The organism is Enterococcus sp. HMSC078F03 (assembly GCF_001811595.1).
GTDB lineage: Bacteria > Bacillota > Bacilli > Lactobacillales > Enterococcaceae > Enterococcus > Enterococcus faecalis.
In genome coordinates, this window is the sequence record NZ_KV805602.1 from 56,880 (window position 1) to 77,857 (window position 20,978).

Sequence of the window (20,978 nt, forward strand, 5' to 3'; positions counted from 1 at the left end):
CTCTTTGATAGATTTAAAATCACCAATTATTACAAATATGCCTAAAATCCAAAGTCACGGGAATAAAGCAGAAGATGCGCTAGTACAATTAGCAGATGTAGAAGCAGAAAGAGATGCAATTTTATCTGCGCTTATGGCATTAAGTCTTATTAGTCGTCAAGTGCTATATTATAGTTTTTGCGATGTAGAAAAACATACCAATTGGGAAATAGGGCAGTTAATACGTGGATATGGTGAAAAAAATGTTGAGAAGTTAAAATCTAATGCTTTGATCGAATTTGCTGAAGCCTATAAACACGGAATTTTAGTTGTTTATAAATAGAAAATTTTGTAGGGTTTTTGTAGGGAATTTGTAGGGATTTTATTCGGAAATCCATGTTATTATGGTAATGTCGAAAGATAAGGAAACGAGGTAATGCATGCTTACCTATCTTAGCTCCGTTTCACTTATCTTTTGAGGCTACCTATAAAAATAAAGAATAAGGATGTGGAAAGTCCAGTTCTTTCTGTCTCGTTTAGTCATAGGTAGCAAAATATTGCAATAAACTTGACATTAAGCTTACACGTAGACGTATGTTGCAAGCGCATGTCAAGATAGCGCTATGTAAGTTGCAATGATCATTCACAAATTATACGTTCTCAATTTAAAGAAATGGGGTGTAATTCCTCTCTCTTTTTTCTACAGGTTTGTGAGTGACAAATAGTTACTAGAGATGCAGTAACTACCTGATGCAGGATAAAACATAATAGGCGTGGTTAGGCGCGGTATTCTAGCCCAGCATCTGAAGAAGATAAGAACATTAACCAGAACTCTGCGGCAGCTGCTTACGCACGAGAGCAATTCCTAAACTCATAGAGTAGCAGCTAGGTACGTTTAGGATAAACTTGATCAATTGTTTTTGCTGGTGTTTGATTGATTAGTCACTGTGGCGGAATAGGTAGATACATTAGTACTCCCAAAAGATATCAGCAGAGTGCGGGGCGTAGCCCAAATTAGGGTAGATATCATGCAGGGTGCAAATCCTTGCCAGTGACATTGAGATTACGGTAGACAATCTCAAAAATGGCATAGTGGGAAGATCCTTTCGGTTGGCGTGTAGCATCTGGGATGCAACGAGCATATAGCGAGATAAGAGGCAGGTTCGATTCCTGTCACGCCAATAGGTAGCTTTGCTACTTAAATAAAAGAATCGTCAATAGATGTTTCTGCTACATTCACGGTGAGGCACTAGCTTGCAAGTGCCTCTTTTTTATCTGGTAGAAGAATGAAAAATTATGTATAATAACTGTTGTAGAAAAGTGAAAAGATGGTGGCTAATCGCTTGAATAAAGGGGTGATGCCTATGGTTCATAGCTTTATTCCTAGAAGGGAATAGGCATGTCTGTATTTGAAGCATTATTGCTAATGATTGCATTTGCGACATTGGTATTGCTGATTATAGACCATACGAACACAAAAAAATAACCATCTAACACTTTGACAGGTCGTAGATGGTTATCAAAACTAATTTATGACAGTCACCGTCTTTTTAACGGTTCTACATTAGGGCGTGTTAGTAGCACGTCCTTTTTCTGTATACATTATATCATGAAACAAAATAAATTCAATCGAGACTACTCAACGTAAGTAAGTGGTCTTTTTTCGTACATAAAAAAGCCACTAGGACAGGGGGCCTAGTGGCTAGGGTAGCAAATATTATTAGTCGTAAGTGTGCAACAACAATAATTTTTATAGGAATATTTAATCAACATCATAATACTATTATTATAAGGAGTTGCTACCCAGAACTATTATATCAAAGCCTAAAATAATTTTGCAATAAAAAAGTTATACATAAAAACAGCCACTAGGACAGAGGACCTAGTGGCTAGGGTAGCATAGGTTAATTTATCTTATCACGCAACATCGAGGTTAAACTAGAATATTTAAAGTAGATTAACAAATTATTTTAAGGAGCAGCTACCCATAAATAGTATAACAAAAGATAATTTATTGAATCAAGTACATAAAAATAACTAGGAGAGAAATATATGAAAAGCTATTGGTATGTATCGCTAACACATAAATATCCACAGTCGAATCGCTCAACTGATTCAATGCGTGTTGTAATGTCTGTGCAGATAAAAAAGAATGCTTCGATTGTTGAAATGACAAGAGAAGCCACACCGAAAGAGATTGATTCTTGTAAGCTTGTTTATTGTGGGTATGGTAGTTGGAAAGATAAGCATATACTAGAAAATGTAGAGAAGTATATGAGTTAATAAGTTATTAAATAGAAAGGCGGTGAGGTCATGGCGAAGTACACAGAGTGGCTAACCGAGGAAGGGTTAATCAAAATTGAAGGATGGGCACGAGATGGCCTCATCGATAAGCAGATAGCCCAGAATATCGGAGTATCCGAACGAACATTTACCGATTGGAAAAAGAAATTTTCTTCCATTTCTTCCGCCCTTAAAAAAGGGAAAGAAGTTGTCGATCGTCAAGTGGAAAATGCATTGTTTAAGAGTGCTACAGGCTACGAATATACCGAAGTTACAGAAGAATTAACAGAAAAAGGTATGGAAATTACAAAAAAGGTTACAAAACAAGTAGCTCCTAATCCAGTTGCGGCTATTTTCTGGTTGAAAAATAGAAAGCCAGACGAATGGAGAGATCGAAAAGAAACTCAAATTTCTGGCGAAATGTCTGTTAGCAATCCATTCGCTAATTTATCTGAAGAAGAATTAAGAAGGTTAGCTGAAGATGATGGATAAAATTGTTTTAGGTGCAAAGTTAGAATTATCCCGTCGTTATTTTTGGGACTATTGCAAATTAATGGCATCTGATTTTTACAAACAAGATAGAGTGTACTTAAAAGAATTATGCAATGATTTACAAGAATTCATTTATGACAGTGAAGATAATGTACTAGTTATTAATGAACCACCAAGACATGGAAAATCAAGAACTGCTGGTAAATTTGTAGAATGGTTATTGGGAAATGACAATCAAAAAAAGATAATGACGGGTTCATATAATGAAACATTATCTACAACATTTTCTAAAAGTGTGAGGAATACTGTTCAGGAAATAAAAGCAGATGAAAGCAGGATAGTATTTTCAGATGTATTCCCTGGTGTAGAGATAAAGTCTGGTGATGGTGCCATGAACTTATGGAGTTTGGCTGGAGGATATAACAATTATCTAGCAACGTCACCAACTGGGACAGCTACAGGATTTGGCGCAGACATCATTATTATTGATGATTTAATTAAAAATGCCGAAGAAGCAAATAACGTTATGGTTTTAGAGAAACACTGGGATTGGTTTATCAATACTATGCTTTCTCGTTTAGAAACAGGCGGTAAAATTATAATCATCATGACTAGGTGGCATTCTAATGATTTAGCAGGAAAAGCTTTAAAGGAGTTACCTCAATCAGGTTATAAAGTAAAACATATTAGCATGAAAGCATATAACGAAGAAACAGACACTATGCTTTGTGAGTCTGTCCTTTCTAAAGAAGAATATTTCCGTAAAAAGAAAACGATGGGTGCAGATATTGCTTCTGCTAACTATCAACAAGAACCGATTGATTTAAAAGGATGTTTATATCAAAAGTTTCTTACTTATGATACGTTGCCCGAGAATATTATTAAAATATGGAATTATACTGATACTGCTGATAAGGGAGCCGATTATTTTGCTTCTCCTGTTTTTGCTGAAACAGCGGATCATCGAGCATATTTATTAGATGTGTTATACACCAAAGAGCCTATGGAAGTGACGGAGAATGCTCATGCAAATATGATCATACGAAATAAAGTGAACCATGTTCGTATTGAAGGAAATAATGGCGGTCGTGGGTTTCGTCGTAACTCTGAGCGATTAGTAAAGGAACGAGGCTACTATACTGCTTATTATGAAGATTTTCATCAATCTGCAAATAAATACTCTCGTATTTTATCTAACAGTGCATGGATTGAAAATAATGTGTATTATCCATCAGACTGGGCAACACGCTGGCCAGAATTTTATTTTGCTATGACAACGTATCAGCGTGAAGGGAAAAATGCTCATGATGATGCACCAGATGCTGTTACTGGTATTGCTGAAACACTTCAGATACAAAATCCTCAAAATTTAAAGGATCGAATGAATGCAGCCAAATTCTTCTTTGGCTAGAAAGGAAATAAGATGGATAAAGAAATTACTTTTTTACAGAAACATCGATACCATAAAAATGCAAATACAATTTTTCGGATATCTTGTGAAGATTTTGAAACTATTGAATTTGCTTCAGAAGATTGGATTTACCAATTAGAAAAATTTATCAATCAGCATAAAACTGAACAAGTACCACGATTGCTAGAATTAAAACGGTATTATTTGGCAGACAATAATATAAAATACAAGCCAGCTAAAACAGATGAGTTTGCCGCTGATAATCGCATAGCTAGTGATTTTGCACGGTATATCACTATTTTTGAACAAGGGTATATGCTTGGTCAGCCTGTACAATACAAAAATGAAGACGAAAAGATTCAAGAACAGATCGATGATTTTTTTAAACGAAATAATGAAGATTACCATAATGTTCTAATCAAAACAGATCTTTCGATTTACGGTCGGGCGTATGAATTGTTAACTACTGTGCTTGATGAAACAGGAGGTGCCTACGTCAAATTAGTTAAACTAAAACCGGAACAGACCTTTATTGTCTATGACGATACAACAGACAACAATTCTTTGTTTGGTGTTTATTACTATACTCTTGACTATGGGGATGGGGTCCGAAAAGATTTTGTTAATGTGTACACTTCCGACATGGTTTATATGTATGTCAATAGTAATCAAGAAGAAAAAGAGCTACATTTATATGATTCTGATGACCATGTATTTGATGGTGTTCCGATAAATGAATTTGCGAATAATGAAGATCGGACAGGAGCTTATGAGCCGGTTTTAGATTCCATCGATGCATATGATTTATCACAATCTGAATTAGCTAATTTTCAACAAGATGCTATGGATGCGATTTTAATGATTACGGGAAATCCATACACCGGAACAGCACCGAACGATCTAGATGAGGATGGAAATGTTGTTCCTAATTCAAAACTAGCTGTTTCATTAGCTTTTAAACGAGCAAGAATCATGATTATGGATGACAACCCTAATCCTAATGGATCTACTCCAGATGCGAAGTATTTAGTAAAAGAATATGATACAGAAGGTGCGGAAACGTATAAGCAACGTTTAGTGAATGATATTCTACGTTTTACATTCACACCGGATACTTTAGATGCTAATTTTAGCGGAACACAATCGGGCGAAGCAATGAAGTACAAACTAATGGCTGCTGATAATCGACGTGTCATGCAACAACGGTTATTTGAAAAAGGATTGATGCGACGATTGCGTTTAGCTGTGAATATCTGGCGGATTAAGGGAAATGATTCGGTTGCTTACGATCAAATCAATAATACCAATGTTATCTTTACTGCGAACGTTCCAAAATCTGATAGTGAGATTGTGGCATTAGCGGGTCAATTATATGGCACAGTTTCAGATGAAACGTTATTTGAAATCTTATCTACTGTTACTGGTATTGACCCGGAAGTTGAACTAACAAGAATAAAAGAAGAAGCCGAAGAAAAACCAGCACCAAGGCGTCCTGAAGTGGATGTGATTGAGGATGACCAAGAAGATGATGACGAAGAAATCAGCTAGTTACTGGTCCAAACGTATGGATGAGATTATGGCTTATACTGACCAGACTGATATTGATTTCTTTGATGAACTACAAGCCATTTACACAGAAAACCGTCAGATCGTGCAGAAAGAGATTTATGCTTTCTATGCACAATATGCTAAGGAGAATAAAATTTCTGTTCAGGAAGCCAAAAAAAGGCTCATGCGAGAAGATTTATCGAATTATCGAGCGAATGCGGAGAAGTATTTCAAGCAAGCTGAAAAGGATCCAGAACTTTTAAAACGATTGAATGAACAATATAAAGCTGGAAAAGTCACTCGGTTAGAAGCTTTACAGTTAAACCTAGAATGGCAATTAGGTAAAATGAGCGGAGCATTGCATCAATCGTTTGTTCGTTATCTAAAAGAAGTAGCGCAATATGCCTATCGAAAAATTACAGGAGGTAATTCCCAAAGCACGTTGAATAAGCCAGCCTTAGAACAAATCGTAAAAACACCATTCAATGGGAAAAACTATTCCGACAGTATTTGGGGAAACATAGATACTCTTGCAAAAGATTTGAAAAAAGTTCTAACCCAAGGATTTATACGAGGTTCTGGTCCAGCGGATATGGCTCGTGAATTACGGAAAAAGTACAATGTGGCCAAAAGCCGGGCAGAAGCCATTGTTCGGACAGATGGGACAAATGTTATCAACCTTTCTGCAGCTAAGCGATTTGAAGAATTTGGCTTAACTAGATATAAAAATAATGTACACGTAGATAGTCGAACTACGGACATTTGTTTACAAGTAAATCGTGAAAATAAATCGTATTTATTATCTGAATACCAACCAGGAGTGACAGCGCCACCTTATCATGTTGGTTGTAGAACTGGGATAGTGCCAGATGATAGTGAACTTGGGTTTGAAGATGAAACGTAAAGTCTAGTTTTTTTCTAGGCTTTTTATTATGCCCTCTACTGCTCGGGGCGTTATAAATTGAAGCTGTTTCGGTGCCGACCGTAAAACGAGATTCGATTGGTCACGTAATGACTGGAGGAATATACACATGAAAAATAAGTTATTGTTGCCTTTAAATCTTCAATTGTTTGCGGAAAATCCAGAAGGTAGCCAAGAGAATGAGCCGACAGATACTTCTACACTACCTGAGGACAAACAAAAAGAAGAACCAAAGGAAAAAACTTTTACTCGTTCAGATATTGCTAAAATGTTGGCTGCGGAAAAGAGTAAGTGGGAACAAGAGTATGAAGCAAAAGTAGAAAAAGAGCGGAATGAAGCGGCTCGTTTGGCAAAACTATCTGAAAAGGATCGACAAAAAGCTTTATTTGATAAAGAACGGGAAGATTTCGAAAAGGAGAAAGAAACTTTTCGAAAAGAACAATTGTTTGTTGAAAAAGGGAAACAACTTACTACTCAAGGAATTCCTGCAGATTTTGCCCATCGAATTACGGGAGAGACCGCAGAAGAAATCCTCGAAGATGTAAAAGCGTTCCGTGCAGAATGGGATAAGGCAGTAGAATTAAAAGTCAATGAACGATTGTCTTCTAAAAAGAAAACAAAAGTTGGTGCTACAAGTGGTCAAATGACCAAAGCAGAAATCATGGCAATTAAAGATACAAAAGAACGACAACGAATGATTGCCGAAAATCGCGAATTATTTTAACAAGGAGGAAGCACTCAATGAAAAATATGTCAAAGACGAATAAAGAAAAATTATTAAAAATGGATTTACAAATGTTTGCGGCTGAAACTAATCTGACTAAAATGGCAGATTTGGGAGAAATCAAATCTATTGATTTCGTTAATCGCTTTGAAGCAGGAATCAAAGAATTACTTGCATTATTAGGGGTTACACGGCTAGAACCTTTATCTCAAGATTTGAAAATCCAAACCTATAAGTGGGAAACAGATGTCAAAGACGGAAGTGTAGCAGAAGGTGAAGATATTCCGTTATCTAAAGTAACACGAGCAAAAGACAAAGATTATACCGTTACCTTCAACAAGTGGCGTCGAGCAGTTTCTGCAGAAGCAATTGCACGTCATGGAGCATCCTTAGCAATTGATAAAGCAGATAATCGTTTACTTCGACAAATTCAAGGGAATTTAAAATCTAAATTTGTTACTTTTTTAGGTATTTCGCCAACAAAAGTAACTGGTGTAGGATTGCAAAAAGCTTTAGCAACCTCTTGGGGCAAATTAAGTACATTTGAAGAGTTTGATGGTGCAGATTTTGTGTCTTTTGTTAATCCAATGGATGTAGCTACTTATTTAGGAGATACTAAAGTTCTTGCAGATGCTTCAAATGTATTTGGGATGACTTTATTAAAAAACTTCTTAGGTGCTAACAATGTCGTTGTGTTAAATGCCATTCCAGAAGGTAAAATTTATTCTACTGCAGTAGATAACATTGTATTGGCTTACCTAGATATGAAAGCGTCTGATCTCGGAGATATTTTTGTTGATTTTGTAGATGAAACAGGCTTTATTTCTGCAACGCGTGGACGGACTTTACGAAATGCGACCTATGAATCTTTATTTATGAATGCGTTAGTATTATTTACTGAAATTCCAAAAGGTGTTGTAGAAGCAACCATTGAACAAGAAAGCCCAAAATAATGGCCCCAGTAGTAGGTAAAGTCACACCTACTGCAGATGGGGCAACAATTGAAATGAAATAGGTGATTCCATGACAGAAAAAACATTTTTATTAGAAGAAATAAAATTACTTCTTGGAATTTATGACCAACTTCAAGATCCATTGCTTACACTCATTATTGAAGACAGTGAGCAACGGATCTTATCCTTTTTAAATCAATTTTCTGTAAAAAACGGGACTGAAAAGTACCAAACGATACCAGCAGATTTGATCTATATTCATAGAGATGTCGCTATCAAACGTTTTAATAAACGCAACAGTGAAGGGGCTACTGCAGATAGTGAAGAAGGTCGTTCGTATACGTGGGAATCCTCTTATTTAAATGAATATCTAGATATCTTTGAGGAGTATACAAAGCCTATGTTGCGCGCTGGTAGAGGAATTACGAGGTTTATTTCTTGAATTACAATGATCGCGTCAAGATAACGTTTGAAAGAAAAGTCCCTAGTTATCTTGGTGAGGATACTTTAGAAGAACAAGAGCTCCTTTTGTCTTGTGGGAAAACAGGGATATCAAGTGAGGAACAAATAGGAATTTTTGGAAAATATAATAAATCGGCATTTAAATTGTATATTCAAGGAATCCACAGAGGATTTTCAAAAATTGAATATGAAGGTGTAGAACGTTCTGTTTATTTAACAAAATGGCATCGAAATTCTACAGTGGTGATTCTCACATGAGTAAGAGTGTGAAGATCCAAGGGTTAAAAGAGTTTATGCGTGAAGTCAGTAGAAAAGGTCCTGCTTTAGACCAAGCAATTGACAAAGAAATTAATTTATCTGCTTTACGAGTGGAAAAATGTGCAAAGGAACTTGCCCCTTGGGATACAGGTTGGTTATCCAATAATATTTATGCGAATAACATTGGCTTTTTACAAGCAGAAGTAATATCACCAGCAGAATATTCTATTTTTGTAGAATATGGGACACGTTATATGTTTGCACAACCATTCTTATTTCCAGCTGTTCGTGCGGATTGGCCTTTGTTACAGAAACGATTAACTAAATTAGTGAGAGGATGATTGTGTGTACTCTCCAATGACAGAATATTTAAAGAAGCTATCAGAAAAATTAAACGATACCAAAATACCCGTATATTTTAAACTACCTGACGTAAGTATCAAGGAGCCTTTTTATGTGATAGGTTCTCATACTGGAGACGATTCACGTAGTGCCAAGTTTGGAACGGCTATTGTGGATACAACTTTACAAATCGATTTGTTTTATCCAATCGATAGCCGAACTAAGGTCGAAGAGGCGATTTTTCAAACGAAAGTTGCCTTAAACAAACGAATGACTCATCAACTGCTGATTGATCATTCGATTGGACGAGAAGTTTATCATATCATTTTTAGAATTTCAGATTTAATTATTTAAAAGGAGGGTGAACGATGACGACTATAAATAATGGTGTCAGAAAATTCACAGGAAAAGCAGTTACAGCAAAAAAGGTTTGGTACTTTATTCAATCAGTAAAAGTACCTATTGGCTCACCAGCATTATTACCAGCATTCCAAACAGAAGGTGGCGTAACATATGGTGGAGATAATATTGATGAACAAACTAAGATGGGACGTATTATCATTAAATCGACAGACGAACACAGTATTGAATTGACACAATATTTTATTCCGAACGATGAATCGATTAAAGTTGTAAAAGATGCAAAGAAAAATGGAGATTCGGTAAAAGTATGGCGTGTAGTGATTGATGAATCTGTAGCGAAAGTGGCAGATGGTTTAGAAGATGTAAAACTTTATCCTGCTGAATTTGGCTATGGAATGCCAGATGACGTTGAGATTCAAGACGGTGACGACTTAGTAGAAGCGTCTTATACGTTAAATATCATTGGAAAACTACAAGAAGGTGAGTTCCCATTATCTAATGCTGATATTGCAGCAATTGAAGCTTTATATGATTATCAAAACCCTGGAGAAACTACGGGAGATTTTGATCGTATTCAAACTGTGGCAGCACCTAAAGTAGGAAAAGTTACGCCAACAAATACAGGCGCAAAAGTTGAACTTTCTTAAAATAGAATGGAGGAATAAAAATGGCAGATACATTTAGAATTTATAAAGGTAAAGAAAAAGTATTGGAAGGATCTAGTCCGCTAACTATTACGGGACTAACTGCAAGTACAGATGTCAAAAAAGGAACCTATCAAGCAGTACGCGTACGAGATGGGAAAGAGTCTGCGAAAGTAGATATTCCAGCTTTTCGTACTACAGCATAATAAAGTATTGTATTCATGATACGACAATCACTTGATTGTCGTATTTCTTTTTGGATTAAGGAGGAACAAGTATGTCATTTGATATCAATTTAAAAGGAAAAGAGCAAAAAATTAAATTCAATTATATGTTGAATTTCAAAGCAAATAAAAAGCTAGCAACAAAAGATAAAGAAGGAAAGTCTCAAAACGATGGTGCAGGGGTTCTTTTTGTTCAAGTATTAGAAAAAGAAGACGATGCTTTGGTGAATTTGTTGCAATTGGTTGACTGTAAGGCTACTGAAAATGATGCTCTTGAAGCGATAGATACGTATGTTCGAGAACTTGTGGAAAGTGGATTAAGTGAAGAAGAAGCTTATAACCGTATTTTTGAAGATCTGAAACAGGAAATGTTAGCATCTGGTTTTTTCGTGAGCAAGATCCGCAAGTATCTAGAGAATATAGAGAAAGTAATCGAAATGATGGAGTCAAGGAAGAAAGAAGAGGACAAAGTACAAATCATGCAATTGAAGGAGCTGTCCGAGCGAATCAAGAAAGAGATCTCCTAATCAATTGTGCGCGATATGGCTTAACCGATATTGATCTGATTATGAATTGTTATTTGTGGGAACTAGAAGCAATTCTTGAAGGTTTGGCTTTACGAGAATTAGATAAGCAAGAACAAAATGTGGTTTTTGGATTTAATTTGCGATATATCTTGAATGCGAAGAAACCTCAAATGAATAAAATTTTGAACAAAAAGAAAGTCGAAGATAAAATACGAAAATCCTTCACACGTAATCAAAAACAGGTGAACAAGAATCATCAACGGCTTGAAAAAGCTATGCAAGCGTTAGAACACTTTAAAAACCGGAGGTGAAAAAAAGAATGGCTGAAAATATAACAGGAGCAATCAAAGCACTAATTGGAGCAGATACTAGCGATTACAAAAAAGCAATGGCAGAAGTCCTTAGTGTAACAAATTCAACAATGAATCAGGTTTCAAATACGATGAGTCAAAGTACTAATAGTATCGTTTCTAAGGTTGGAAGCATTATGGGACAATTAAGTTCAACTATTCAATCTAAATTAACCGGTCTAAAAACAAGTATGGTAGCTCCTTTTAGTACAGCTGGTGGTCAAATTCAACGAGTGATTGCTTCGATTGGCGAAAAAATTCCACAACCGATAAGAAAGGGCTTTAGTACAGCTTCTAAAGCTGCAAATGATGCTTCAAGCCTAATCGCAAAAGGCTTGAATAGAATCGTGAGTGCTAGTACAATTGTTGGCCGTAAGGTTGGTAGTCATTTAACTAGTGCGTTTAATCGTGCAGGTACGAAAGCAGCAACCACATTAAATGGAATTATCAGCAAAACAAAGAGTGCTGGAAGTTCTACCGGTAGTTTTATCAAACAGGCAGTAGGAATCGGAGCTGCTTTTACGCTTGCGCAGAAAGCCATTGGTGGGTTGACTTCAGGGATTAGTAGCTTAATCGGTGATTTAAATCAAGGTTCAGCGACTTGGAAAACCTTTAACGCTAATATGGAAAATATTGGTATGGGTAAAAAAGAAATTGCGGGTGTGAAAAAAGAGTTGCAAGATTTTGCGACTAAAACGATTTATTCATCTTCCGAAATGGCAACTACCTATAGTCAGTTAGCGGCAGTAGGTATTAAGAGTGCTGATCAGTTGGTTAAAGGATTTGGTGGATTAGCCGCGGCGGCTGAAAATCCAACTCAGGCAATGAAAACATTAAGTCAACAAGCAACACAAATGGCCGCAAAACCAACCGTTCAATGGCAAGACTTTAAACTGATGTTGGAACAAACGCCTGCAGGTATTGCGGCTGTTGCTAAACAAATGGGAATGTCAACGTCTGAAATGGTTACGGCTGTACAAGACGGGAAAATCAAAACAGAGGACTTTTTTGATGCAATCACAAAAGTCGGTACTAACAACACGTTTAGTAAAATGGCGACTGAGTATAAAACAGTTGGGCAAGCAATGGACGGGTTAAAAGAAACTTTAACTAATAAGTTACAGCCTTCTTTTGACAAACTTTCTCAAGTAGGAATTAATGCTATTAGTAAAATTACCGACAAAATTGACAGCTTTAATATGACACCCATAGAAAAAGCGGTGGATAGTGTTGTTGCTATTTTGGATCATTTTGTCAATGGTACAGAATTATCTAATGAGGCTTTAGCCAATATGCAGAATATTATTTCTAAAATTTTACCGTTAGCTGGTCTTTTAGGTGGAGCGCTAACTTTAAATAGTGCTTTACCAATATTAGCTTCGTTAACAGCTGGTTTTATTAGTTTTTCTGGTATTTTATCTGGACCTTTAAAGTCAGCGTTTGATTTAGTTTCTAGAAATGTTAGTGGATTAATTGGACTATTCCCTAAAATTGGTGGTGGACTTTCTTCTGCCGCAAGTGTAGGAATGGGCGCATTAGGTGGAATGACCTCTGCAATGACTACGATTATGCAAGTCGCTTTAGCTGCAGTAGGACCAGCTGCAATATTAGGGTTAGTTGTTGCAGGGCTTGGTTTAGTAAACAATCAATTTGGTACACAGATTGATGATTTGTTAAAAATGGTCACCACAAAAGGTCCAGAAGTAATTTCTAAATTTGTTCAAGGTATTATGTCACAAATTCCACAATTAATCACTAGTGGCACAGAGCTAATTAGTAAATTAGTGAATACGATCGCAACCATGTTGCCAGTCATTGTTCAGGCTGGTATCGATATTATTGGATCATTAGTCGGTGGCGTAGCACAAAATCTACCTTCTTTAATTAGTTCAGCTTTGACAATTATTACAACTATACTGACATCATTAGCAAGCGCATTGCCACAATTGATCGTGATGGGGATGAATTTACTATTAAGCTTAGTCAATGGGCTTGTCACAAATATTCCACAGATTGTAAGTTCAGTACAACAGATTTTGCAAGCTTTTGTGGGAAATATCGTTGCGAATTTGCCACAGATCATTCAAACAGGAATTCAGATCTTACTGAATTTGATCAATGGGTTGACAGAAATGTTACCTCAATTACTACCAGTAGCTTTAACCGCAATTCTGACTTTAATCAATGGTTTGATGGCTAATATTCCGCAATTACTTAACGGAGCAGTTGAAATTGTTCAAGCTTTGTGTAATTTTATTGTTCAAAACCTCCCAATGATTTTACAAGCTGCTGTTCAGATTTTACAAGCGTTAGTTAGTGGAATTGTACAAAATTTACCTAATATCATTTCTGCAGGAATTCAAATCATTTTCTCGTTGATAACAACGATTATTCAAATGTTGCCAAGTGTCTTAGCTGCAGGCTGGGATATCATTAAATCGTTGGCAAGCGGCATTATTGAAGCAATACCAAACGTACTGAAAGGTGCTTGGGACGGCATCAAAAATGGCTTCAGTAACTTATGGGATACGATAACTGGAAAATCAAAAGAGACGTCTACAGAAGTAACTTCTACGTATTCTCAAACTGCAGAATCAATGAAGAGCAAAACAGAGGAACTTGGTTCTAGTGTTTCTACAAGTTTTGACCAAATGGGATTAAATATTTCCAACGCCACTTCGAATATTAGTACTTCAGCTTTAGGAGATTTTAGTTCAATTCTTAGTCAAGGAAGTTCGGACGCGCAAACATTAAATACAAATGTAACGAATGCGACTCAAGCACTACAACAAGCTGGTTCTTCAGATATTCGGCAATTAAATACTTCTGGAAGTGCTGATTTTTCTAATTTGTTATCAAGTGGTACGGCAAGTGTACAGGAACTAGAAAAAAAAGTTTCTGGTTCTATGAGCGGTGCTAGTTCCAATGCAACAAATGAAACGAAAAAGATGGAAGGAGAGTTAAAAAATTCTTTCCAAACGATGTCAACTGTAGTAAATACTAGCATGAATAGTATAAAAAGTTCTATGCAAGCTGGATTTTCTGGAATTACTGGACAAGTGACTAATAGTATGAGTCAAATACACTCACAGATTCAAATTTCGATGAATCAGGTACAACAAACGATTAGTAGTGGTATAAACACTGTTAGTCATACTTTTCAATCTGGAATGATACAATTGTTTCAAGTGAGTATTCAAGCGTCTTCTCAAATCGTTTCAGCATTTTCTTCTTTGTCTTCTCAACTAGACATTTTGGGCTATAATGCTGGCATAGGATTAGCTAATGGATTATCTAGTTCTGCTGGGGCCATTTATTCAACCACTAATATAATTGCGAATAACGTGGCTCGAACCATACAGAGTGCTCTGGATATCCATTCACCCTCAAAAATCACTACATGGATGGGGGAAATGTTAGGAAAAGGGCTTGGGTTAGGTATGCAGTCCATGTTCTCTTTTGTTGAAAAACAAGCGAATGAATTTGGTTCCATTATTCAAGCACAGTGTTATCAAGCAGAAGCCGTGATGGTAGGAGATACAACGTTTACTAATAAAAATATTCATGCATTTACAGATGAAATGGATCAGGATGTTGCAGAATCAGAGCTTAGACAAGAAGAAATTCATATCTACAATGAGGTTATTGGAGATAAGATTTATACAACAGTGAAACGTAAAGAAGCACGTGAGAAAAATAAAAACAACTATTTTAACTAAGGGGGGAAGATCATGGATGCTTTGATCACAAAAGATGGAGTTGAAACGAGACTTTCCTCTATCGGGCTACTTGTCACTGATTTTCAAGACAGTTCACCTTCTGTGACTACGAATAAAAGAGAAGTAACAAATCGAAGTGGCTATATATTCTCCGGAGCAGTACACAAAGAAAAACGGATCGTTGTTTCAGGAACTTTCGTTGTTCCAAATGCGTATGCATTAGAAGAAAAGAAGGATGAAATCAATGGGCTTATCAGTAATGATGAGCCTTTTTATATTACCAAGTTATTGCCTACTGCTAGCCTGTATGATTTTGAATTGCCTGGTCAAAAAACAAGTGATTTAAATTTACTTACTATTCCTCACCATGCCTATAAGTATCGCTACAAAATAATTGTGGAAAATGAGCTTTCTTATACGTTTGTTGGATTTTCAGCTGCAGGGATAAGAATGAAATTCTCTTTTGAAGGAAAAACAGCAGAATTACCATTTGGGGAAACAATTCCTAAGACAGTGTTGGTTTCAACTAGTATTGATTACGCAGGAACCGCAAAATGTAGTCAATTAGAGTGGCCGTGGATAGTAAAATTAACAGCTAATCAATCACAAGATGGGAGTTTTTTCCTAAAGATAGGCGACAGAACATTTACTTACCAAACGCAAACTGCTTTAGAAAATGGGGATATTTTGTTATTAAAAGGAGTGGAAGTCACTTTAAATGGTTTAAATGTTAATGATAAAACGAATTACGAACATTTTATTTTGGTACCCGCAAATACAAACAAAATAGGTATTCAAACAAATTTCAAGGGGACGATTCAATTACTTAATTTTGTAGAGCTGTATAAATAGAGGGATTAGGGGTGAGAAAGAGATGAACTTTATTGATGAAAAGGGTAGACTTTATTCTGCTATTTTTGAATGTAAAAAAACAAAAGGAGTGAATGGCGAGAAATCATTAAGCGGAACAATTTATACAAATGATCAATTGTTACATGGGATTGGACGAGGTTGGCGTATAGTTTTTGAAGGTGAGACCTATTGTTTAACTTATTTGAATCCAATAGATGAAGGAACTCGTATAGTTGTCGAATTTGATGCTGTACATGAGTTCTTTTTTGATATGCAGAAATCTGTTGTTCACCGCCTATTGAATGGCTCAAATACAGCTGAAAGATATTTACAACACATTTTTAAAGGTAGTGGTTATGAATATCGATTGGAAGTAAATATTCCTGCTTTTAAAAAAGAAAATTTTGGCTTAAAAAACCGTCTTACTTTATTTAAAGATTTTGTTTCTTCAACTGGGGTTGAATTTTCTATAAATGGGCGAGTAGTTCGAATTTTAGATAAAGTAGGAACTAACCTATCAACTATTGTTAAGAAAGGATTTAATCTCAATGAACTCCATATAGAAAAAGATACTGGTTCCTTTATTACTTATATGAAGGGCTATGGTGCTTTTAAAGATCCAGAAAATCCCTCACAAGGACGATTAGAAGTAGAATACCTAAGTCCTCTTTCTAAAATATATGGGAAACTTGAAGGAGATCCAGTTGTTGATGAACGTTACACACAAGTAGAACATTTGCTATCTAGAATAAAAAAAGAAGTAGATTCGTCTTATGGCGTGTCTGTTGATATCGATATGGAAGATTTAACCAAAGCCGGCTATAACTATGATCAACCACACGAAGGAGATTATATTATGGCGATTAACAAAGATCTTGGCTTTGAGCAAAAAGTTCGAATTTTATCGTACACCACTTCTTATGATACAGAAGGGCAAATCATTGATCATGATATTTCCTGTGGAAGCTTAAATCTAATGGATCAGACACGTATTTCAGATGCCTCTTGGAAGAATCAAATTGAAAATTCCATTGAACAGGCAAAGAGCATAGCTAATTTTGCTTTAATTTCTGCAGATGGAAAAGCAATAACTTATTATGGACTGAGTATTCCTACAGGGAATAAGTTTCATAAAGGAGATATTTGGTATAAAGAAATTGGAGAAGAAAAAGTTCTCTATATTTGGAATGGCACTGAATGGTGGCCTTTGGTAGATAAGAGCGTGTTAGAAGAAACAAAACGATTAGCTGAACAAGCAAAACTAGCTGGTGAAGATTCCAAACGGACAGGAGAAGAAATTAAAAGAAAGTCTTTAGAGATGAATCAGGAGTTTCAACGGTATGAAACAGATTTGATTGCGTTAAAAAAAGAAAATATCCTTCGTGAACAACAATTTAATAGTATAACTTACGAAATACTAAAAGATAAAGAAGAAATTCAGAGACACAAAAATGAAATAAATAGTACATTTAACGAACTATACACACAATTAGATCAAACCTTTACTCAATTCTCTGCGCAAGATATGAAAACAGAAACACTCGTTCAGCAAACACAAGTCAATATAGAACAATTAAAAACGACTACAGGACAATTGGAAGAGAATTATATCTCTTTGATGAAGACCAAAGCTGATTTAGAAGAACAAGTTTCCTTAGTGAAACGTTCTTCAGAGGAAATGACCACACAATTTGGGACATTTAAACAAACAATGGTAGGACAATTAGAAACGATTAGTGAATTGCAGCAAGATGCTTCTACTATCAAAAAGACTATTAGTCAATTAAAAACGGATTCGTCTGGTACAAAAGCACAAATCAGTCAGTTAGAACAAACACAAAATCAATTTAAACAAACAATTCTTGATCAGATCACTGGTTACCACTCTGAGCAACAACAACTAGCGAATCGAATTGCTTTAATGGTACAAAAAGGAGAAGTAATTGCAAGGCTAAATATAGAAGCTGGTAAAACTTTGATTCAAAATAAAAAAATATTTTTAGATGCGGATACGGTTTATTTCAGTGGAAAAGCATTTATTCCGATGGCTACTATTAAAGATTTACTTGTTGGAAGTGCAGAAATCAGAGATTTGGCAGTTACAACAGGAAAAATAGCAAACGCATCGATTGATACAGCGAAAATTAAAGATTTAGCTGTATCAAATGCAAAACTGGGAAATATATCTGCCGATAAAATCACATTTGGAGAATTAAATGGAGCGAAAGCACGGATTACGAATATAGATGCAGCGAATATTAGCAATGGCTTTTTGGATAATCAACGTATCCGTTCTAACTCGATTACTGCAGATAAATTAGCGGTTAATGCAATTCAAGTTGGTTTCAATAACTATAGTCAGAATTTAAAAATTTCCCCATATAATTTAAGTTTTTATAATACAAATCGTTTAAGTGGAAGGATAACAAGTGAAGGGATGGAATTTTGGTATGGGACTAGAGAGATTGGACGTATCGGTGAAAATGCAAAAATAGGAAATGAAAATATTCGTGGGGTTACAATGAATTTAGAATCTACAGGAGATTATATCGCATGGAGCTATCGAAAAACCAAAAACGATGATGCGTTTACTTCCATGTTAATGCTTGATCCTCGAGGGAAATTTACTGGAAAAGCAGGTATTCTCATGGATGTAGATGTTTATTTATCTAGAGTAAAACCGAATTATACGAATGCAAGAGAATTTTTACGATTTGGGACTATACAATATTCCAACAGTTACTATTCTTCTCTCTTAAATGATAGCGGAAAAAGTGGTGTAATGTTTGGTGGAGCATGGTTGTATTTATTGCATGATAACAAGGTTATTCCTGTAGAAGATATTCGGAAAGTGGTTTATGCATTAAAAGGACTAGGACGTGTAAGTATACCGACTAGTATCGCAAGGGATGGAACAGTCAATCAATGGAAGACAATAACTTTATAAGGAGAAAAATGATGGAATTAACAGTACTGCAACTTTTAAATTTAGAAGAAGGATTAATTGAACTAGCGGAGAAAGAAATGCATATTTCTACTAGTTTAAAATTAAACCGAGCACTCACTGAAATTGGGACTGTCACGCATTGTATTCGAGAAACAGCACAACCTATCTTAAAAAAAGAAGAGTGTTTACGAGAAAAGGAACTACAAGAACTTTATAAGCAAGAGATGAATGTAGAACTTCCAACGATCACAATTAATGAACTAGCTGAAGTAAAAGTAAGTGCAAAGTTATTACACAAGATTCAACCTATATTAGAAGAAGTGGAGGAATAACAATGGCATTAGAAGTAACAAAATCAGTCAATTTATCTGGCCAATCAATCATTGATGAAAAAACAGTGGTTTATCTTTCTGCAAGTGTTTCTACAGAAAGCGTGGGGAATACAAATATTTCACAAACGATTCAAGATGCTAAAAAATATCGTGAGAATCGAACACAGTGTCGTAAAGATATTCAGTCTTTCCAAGATAAAGTGTATGAAGTAGAAGATCAGTTAGCTACAGAATCAACAAAAGAAGAAATGGAGGAAGTAGAAGAACTTTAGTCAATAGGCAGAGTTCTTTTTATGGAAGAGGTGAAATTCTATGAATTTATTTGGTTTGTCAATTACAGAATTTATTGCCGTATTGGGGTTAATTGGAAGTATTCTCTTTGCTTTGATGAAGTTTCATCATGTGTTCTCAAAATTAGAGGAAAGCTTACAGGAATTAAAAGATGCGGTGAATCGATTGAATAATCATGAGATTCGAATTGCACGATTAGAGGAGCAAAATAAAACGATTTTTAAAAGTATTGGAGGAAGAAAACATGAATAAAATTAATTGGAAGGTACGCTTTCAAAGTAAAGTATTTGTGATTAGTCTTTTAGGGCTGATTTTTTTATTAGTACAACAGATATTATCTATTTTTGGTATTCGGTGGGATTACACCATTTTAAATGAACAATTAACTCAAATCATCAATACTGTTTTTTTGTTATTAGCTCTGATAGGAGTTGTTAAAGATCCAACTACAGAAGGTTTATTAGATAGTGATCAGGCGATGTCCTATAGAAAACTAAAGAAATAGGGAGAGAAGGATAGTGACAAAAAAGGATGAGGTCATAAATTATGTCAATAGTTTAATCGGTAAACAAGTAGACATGGACGGTTCGTATGGTTCGCAGTGTATGGATTTAACTGTTCACGTGATGAATAAGTTTTTTCATTGGTGGCCAATCGGGGATGCGATTGCATTAACTACACAAGCAATCCCAACAGGATTTCAACGGTTGCGTGTGTATCAAGCAAAAGACATTCAAGCAGGAGATGTGATGATTTGGGGATTAGGTGCTTATGCGCAATATGGGCATACTGCAATTGCAACAGAGAATGGGAAATCTGATGGTACATTCGTTAGTGTTGATCAAAACTGGGTCAATGCTAGTTTGGAAGTAGGTAGTGCTGCTCAACCAATCAAACACACAATGGATGGTGTTTGGGGAGTAATTCGTCCGAACTATTCCTCCTCTCATTCAGTAGTAAAACGTTCTATACAATCAACACAAAATACAACACAAGGGAGAGAAACAACGATGTATTGTCTATATCAGCGACCAATTAATCCAAAAAAAGGAGCTTTAGAATGGAATGGCTCACACTGGGCGACATTTTTCTGTAATGGTGTAAATTGTAGACGGTTATATCATCCAGATGAAGTAAAAGTGATTAAAGATGTGTATCGTAAAAATAATGGAAAAGAAATTCCAGAATATACACAAAAAGAATGGAATAAAAATGCGCCATGGTACAATCGCTTGGAAACTGTTTGTCCAGTCGTTAAATAAAAAAGCCCTCAATTTGAGGGTGATACATAAAAGATTAAGAAATTTTTGTTTAGTCTCATTGAATTCTATTGAAATATAGAATGAAGTGATGTA

The 20,978-nt window shown here is 35.6% G+C and carries 25 protein-coding genes and 1 tRNA gene; all 26 read left to right on the plus strand.

Annotation, left to right across the window (positions count from 1 at the left end):
* The coding region (locus HMPREF2810_RS12900) for an ArpU family phage packaging/lysis transcriptional regulator (protein WP_070635618.1) at positions 1–322 on the plus strand (322 nt) is incomplete at its 5' end.
* Positions 323–1,090: 768 nt separating this feature from the next.
* Positions 1,091–1,161, plus strand: a tRNA-Arg gene (locus HMPREF2810_RS15925).
* 217 nt (positions 1,162–1,378) lie between these two features.
* Positions 1,379–1,465 (plus strand): putative holin-like toxin, encoded by an 87-nt coding sequence (locus HMPREF2810_RS16275; protein WP_219236347.1) that lies wholly within the window; start codon positions 1,379–1,381, stop codon positions 1,463–1,465.
* A gap of 566 nt (positions 1,466–2,031) precedes the next feature.
* Positions 2,032–2,262: a hypothetical protein gene (locus HMPREF2810_RS12905; RefSeq protein WP_010715408.1), complete on the plus strand. Its 231-nt coding sequence runs from the start codon at positions 2,032–2,034 to the stop codon at positions 2,260–2,262.
* A gap of 30 nt (positions 2,263–2,292) precedes the next feature.
* Positions 2,293–2,754: a transposase gene (locus HMPREF2810_RS12910; RefSeq protein WP_002410282.1), complete on the plus strand. Its 462-nt coding sequence runs from the start codon at positions 2,293–2,295 to the stop codon at positions 2,752–2,754.
* The gene (terL, locus tag HMPREF2810_RS12915) at positions 2,747–4,165 is read left to right on the plus strand and encodes a phage terminase large subunit (RefSeq protein WP_033624181.1); all 1,419 of its coding nucleotides are present in this window, start codon (positions 2,747–2,749) and stop codon (positions 4,163–4,165) included. The genes HMPREF2810_RS12910 and terL overlap by 8 nt, the downstream gene beginning before the upstream one ends.
* 12 nt (positions 4,166–4,177) lie before the next feature.
* Positions 4,178–5,713, plus strand: coding sequence for a phage portal protein (locus HMPREF2810_RS12920; protein ID WP_002382597.1), 1,536 nt, complete (start codon positions 4,178–4,180; stop codon positions 5,711–5,713).
* Positions 5,679–6,617, plus strand: a complete 939-nt coding sequence (locus HMPREF2810_RS12925) for a minor capsid protein (protein WP_002382598.1) — start codon at positions 5,679–5,681, stop codon at positions 6,615–6,617. The genes HMPREF2810_RS12920 and HMPREF2810_RS12925 overlap by 35 nt, the downstream gene beginning before the upstream one ends.
* Positions 6,618–6,744: 127 nt before the next feature.
* Positions 6,745–7,359, plus strand: a complete 615-nt coding sequence (locus tag HMPREF2810_RS12930) for a DUF4355 domain-containing protein (RefSeq protein WP_002382600.1) — start codon at positions 6,745–6,747, stop codon at positions 7,357–7,359.
* 17 nt (positions 7,360–7,376) lie between these two features.
* Positions 7,377–8,312, plus strand: a complete 936-nt coding sequence (locus HMPREF2810_RS12935) for a hypothetical protein (RefSeq protein WP_002382601.1) — start codon at positions 7,377–7,379, stop codon at positions 8,310–8,312.
* A gap of 70 nt (positions 8,313–8,382) precedes the next feature.
* A complete protein-coding gene (locus tag HMPREF2810_RS12940) occupies positions 8,383–8,754 on the plus strand; it encodes a phage head-tail connector protein (RefSeq protein ID WP_002382602.1) in 372 nt (123 codons plus the stop codon).
* A complete protein-coding gene (locus HMPREF2810_RS12945; RefSeq protein WP_002382603.1) occupies positions 8,751–9,032 on the plus strand; it encodes a hypothetical protein in 282 nt (93 codons plus the stop codon). The genes HMPREF2810_RS12940 and HMPREF2810_RS12945 overlap by 4 nt, the downstream gene beginning before the upstream one ends.
* Entirely contained in the window at positions 9,029–9,373 is a 345-nt protein-coding gene (locus HMPREF2810_RS12950; protein ID WP_002382604.1) for an HK97 gp10 family phage protein, read from the plus strand. Before HMPREF2810_RS12945 ends, HMPREF2810_RS12950 begins: the two co-directional genes overlap by 4 nt.
* Before the next feature lie 115 nt (positions 9,374–9,488).
* A complete protein-coding gene (locus tag HMPREF2810_RS12955) occupies positions 9,489–9,728 on the plus strand; it encodes a hypothetical protein (protein ID WP_225592044.1) in 240 nt (79 codons plus the stop codon).
* A 14-nt stretch (positions 9,729–9,742) separates the two neighbouring features.
* Positions 9,743–10,384, plus strand: a complete 642-nt coding sequence (locus HMPREF2810_RS12960; RefSeq protein WP_002382606.1) for a phage major tail protein, TP901-1 family — start codon at positions 9,743–9,745, stop codon at positions 10,382–10,384.
* 20 nt (positions 10,385–10,404) lie between these two features.
* On the plus strand, positions 10,405–10,587 hold the full coding sequence (locus HMPREF2810_RS12965; protein WP_002382607.1) for a hypothetical protein: 183 nt from the start codon (positions 10,405–10,407) through the stop codon (positions 10,585–10,587).
* 71 nt (positions 10,588–10,658) lie between these two features.
* Positions 10,659–11,132, plus strand: a complete 474-nt coding sequence (locus HMPREF2810_RS12970; protein WP_002382608.1) for a tail assembly chaperone — start codon at positions 10,659–10,661, stop codon at positions 11,130–11,132.
* Positions 11,133–11,173: 41 nt separating this feature from the next.
* Complete coding sequence (locus HMPREF2810_RS12975) at positions 11,174–11,443, plus strand: hypothetical protein (protein WP_002382610.1); 270 nt, start codon at positions 11,174–11,176, stop codon at positions 11,441–11,443.
* Positions 11,440–15,201 (plus strand): tape measure protein, encoded by a 3,762-nt coding sequence (locus HMPREF2810_RS12980; protein ID WP_002410279.1) that lies wholly within the window; start codon positions 11,440–11,442, stop codon positions 15,199–15,201. The genes HMPREF2810_RS12975 and HMPREF2810_RS12980 overlap by 4 nt, the downstream gene beginning before the upstream one ends.
* Before the next feature lie 12 nt (positions 15,202–15,213).
* The gene (locus HMPREF2810_RS12985; RefSeq protein ID WP_002382612.1) at positions 15,214–16,053 is read left to right on the plus strand and encodes a phage tail domain-containing protein; all 840 of its coding nucleotides are present in this window, start codon (positions 15,214–15,216) and stop codon (positions 16,051–16,053) included.
* A 22-nt stretch (positions 16,054–16,075) separates the two neighbouring features.
* Complete coding sequence (locus HMPREF2810_RS12990) at positions 16,076–19,000, plus strand: phage tail protein (RefSeq protein ID WP_002382613.1); 2,925 nt, start codon at positions 16,076–16,078, stop codon at positions 18,998–19,000.
* Positions 19,001–19,011: 11 nt separating this feature from the next.
* Positions 19,012–19,332: a hypothetical protein gene (locus tag HMPREF2810_RS12995; protein ID WP_010715404.1), complete on the plus strand. Its 321-nt coding sequence runs from the start codon at positions 19,012–19,014 to the stop codon at positions 19,330–19,332.
* A 2-nt stretch (positions 19,333–19,334) separates the two neighbouring features.
* Entirely contained in the window at positions 19,335–19,604 is a 270-nt protein-coding gene (locus HMPREF2810_RS13000) for a hypothetical protein (RefSeq protein ID WP_002382616.1), read from the plus strand.
* Between the two features lie 40 nt (positions 19,605–19,644).
* Positions 19,645–19,875, plus strand: a complete 231-nt coding sequence (locus HMPREF2810_RS13005) for a hypothetical protein (RefSeq protein WP_002382617.1) — start codon at positions 19,645–19,647, stop codon at positions 19,873–19,875.
* The gene (locus HMPREF2810_RS13010; protein WP_010715403.1) at positions 19,868–20,128 is read left to right on the plus strand and encodes a phage holin; all 261 of its coding nucleotides are present in this window, start codon (positions 19,868–19,870) and stop codon (positions 20,126–20,128) included. The genes HMPREF2810_RS13005 and HMPREF2810_RS13010 overlap by 8 nt, the downstream gene beginning before the upstream one ends.
* A gap of 13 nt (positions 20,129–20,141) precedes the next feature.
* Positions 20,142–20,885: a CHAP domain-containing protein gene (locus HMPREF2810_RS13015; protein ID WP_048942224.1), complete on the plus strand. Its 744-nt coding sequence runs from the start codon at positions 20,142–20,144 to the stop codon at positions 20,883–20,885.
* Positions 20,886–20,978: the final 93 nt, after the last annotated feature.

What these genes read in the sequence shown, in the direction of transcription:
- HMPREF2810_RS16275 (WP_219236347.1), top strand. Translation starts at nt 1,379, where the DNA reads ATGTCTGTATTTGAAGCATTATTGCTAATGATTGCATTTGCGACATTG.
- HMPREF2810_RS12905 (WP_010715408.1), top strand. Translation starts at nt 2,032, where the DNA reads ATGAAAAGCTATTGGTATGTATCGCTAACACATAAATATCCACAGTCG.
- HMPREF2810_RS12910 (WP_002410282.1), top strand. Translation starts at nt 2,293, where the DNA reads ATGGCGAAGTACACAGAGTGGCTAACCGAGGAAGGGTTAATCAAAATT.
- terL (WP_033624181.1), top strand. Translation starts at nt 2,747, where the DNA reads ATGGATAAAATTGTTTTAGGTGCAAAGTTAGAATTATCCCGTCGTTAT.
- HMPREF2810_RS12920 (WP_002382597.1), top strand. Translation starts at nt 4,178, where the DNA reads ATGGATAAAGAAATTACTTTTTTACAGAAACATCGATACCATAAAAAT.
- HMPREF2810_RS12925 (WP_002382598.1), top strand. Translation starts at nt 5,679, where the DNA reads ATGACCAAGAAGATGATGACGAAGAAATCAGCTAGTTACTGGTCCAAA.
- HMPREF2810_RS12930 (WP_002382600.1), top strand. Translation starts at nt 6,745, where the DNA reads ATGAAAAATAAGTTATTGTTGCCTTTAAATCTTCAATTGTTTGCGGAA.
- HMPREF2810_RS12935 (WP_002382601.1), top strand. Translation starts at nt 7,377, where the DNA reads ATGAAAAATATGTCAAAGACGAATAAAGAAAAATTATTAAAAATGGAT.
- HMPREF2810_RS12940 (WP_002382602.1), top strand. Translation starts at nt 8,383, where the DNA reads ATGACAGAAAAAACATTTTTATTAGAAGAAATAAAATTACTTCTTGGA.
- HMPREF2810_RS12950 (WP_002382604.1), top strand. Translation starts at nt 9,029, where the DNA reads ATGAGTAAGAGTGTGAAGATCCAAGGGTTAAAAGAGTTTATGCGTGAA.
- HMPREF2810_RS12960 (WP_002382606.1), top strand. Translation starts at nt 9,743, where the DNA reads ATGACGACTATAAATAATGGTGTCAGAAAATTCACAGGAAAAGCAGTT.
- HMPREF2810_RS12965 (WP_002382607.1), top strand. Translation starts at nt 10,405, where the DNA reads ATGGCAGATACATTTAGAATTTATAAAGGTAAAGAAAAAGTATTGGAA.
- HMPREF2810_RS12970 (WP_002382608.1), top strand. Translation starts at nt 10,659, where the DNA reads ATGTCATTTGATATCAATTTAAAAGGAAAAGAGCAAAAAATTAAATTC.
- HMPREF2810_RS12975 (WP_002382610.1), top strand. Translation starts at nt 11,174, where the DNA reads ATGAATTGTTATTTGTGGGAACTAGAAGCAATTCTTGAAGGTTTGGCT.
- HMPREF2810_RS12985 (WP_002382612.1), top strand. Translation starts at nt 15,214, where the DNA reads ATGGATGCTTTGATCACAAAAGATGGAGTTGAAACGAGACTTTCCTCT.
- HMPREF2810_RS12990 (WP_002382613.1), top strand. Translation starts at nt 16,076, where the DNA reads ATGAACTTTATTGATGAAAAGGGTAGACTTTATTCTGCTATTTTTGAA.
- HMPREF2810_RS12995 (WP_010715404.1), top strand. Translation starts at nt 19,012, where the DNA reads ATGGAATTAACAGTACTGCAACTTTTAAATTTAGAAGAAGGATTAATT.
- HMPREF2810_RS13000 (WP_002382616.1), top strand. Translation starts at nt 19,335, where the DNA reads ATGGCATTAGAAGTAACAAAATCAGTCAATTTATCTGGCCAATCAATC.
- HMPREF2810_RS13005 (WP_002382617.1), top strand. Translation starts at nt 19,645, where the DNA reads ATGAATTTATTTGGTTTGTCAATTACAGAATTTATTGCCGTATTGGGG.
- HMPREF2810_RS13010 (WP_010715403.1), top strand. Translation starts at nt 19,868, where the DNA reads ATGAATAAAATTAATTGGAAGGTACGCTTTCAAAGTAAAGTATTTGTG.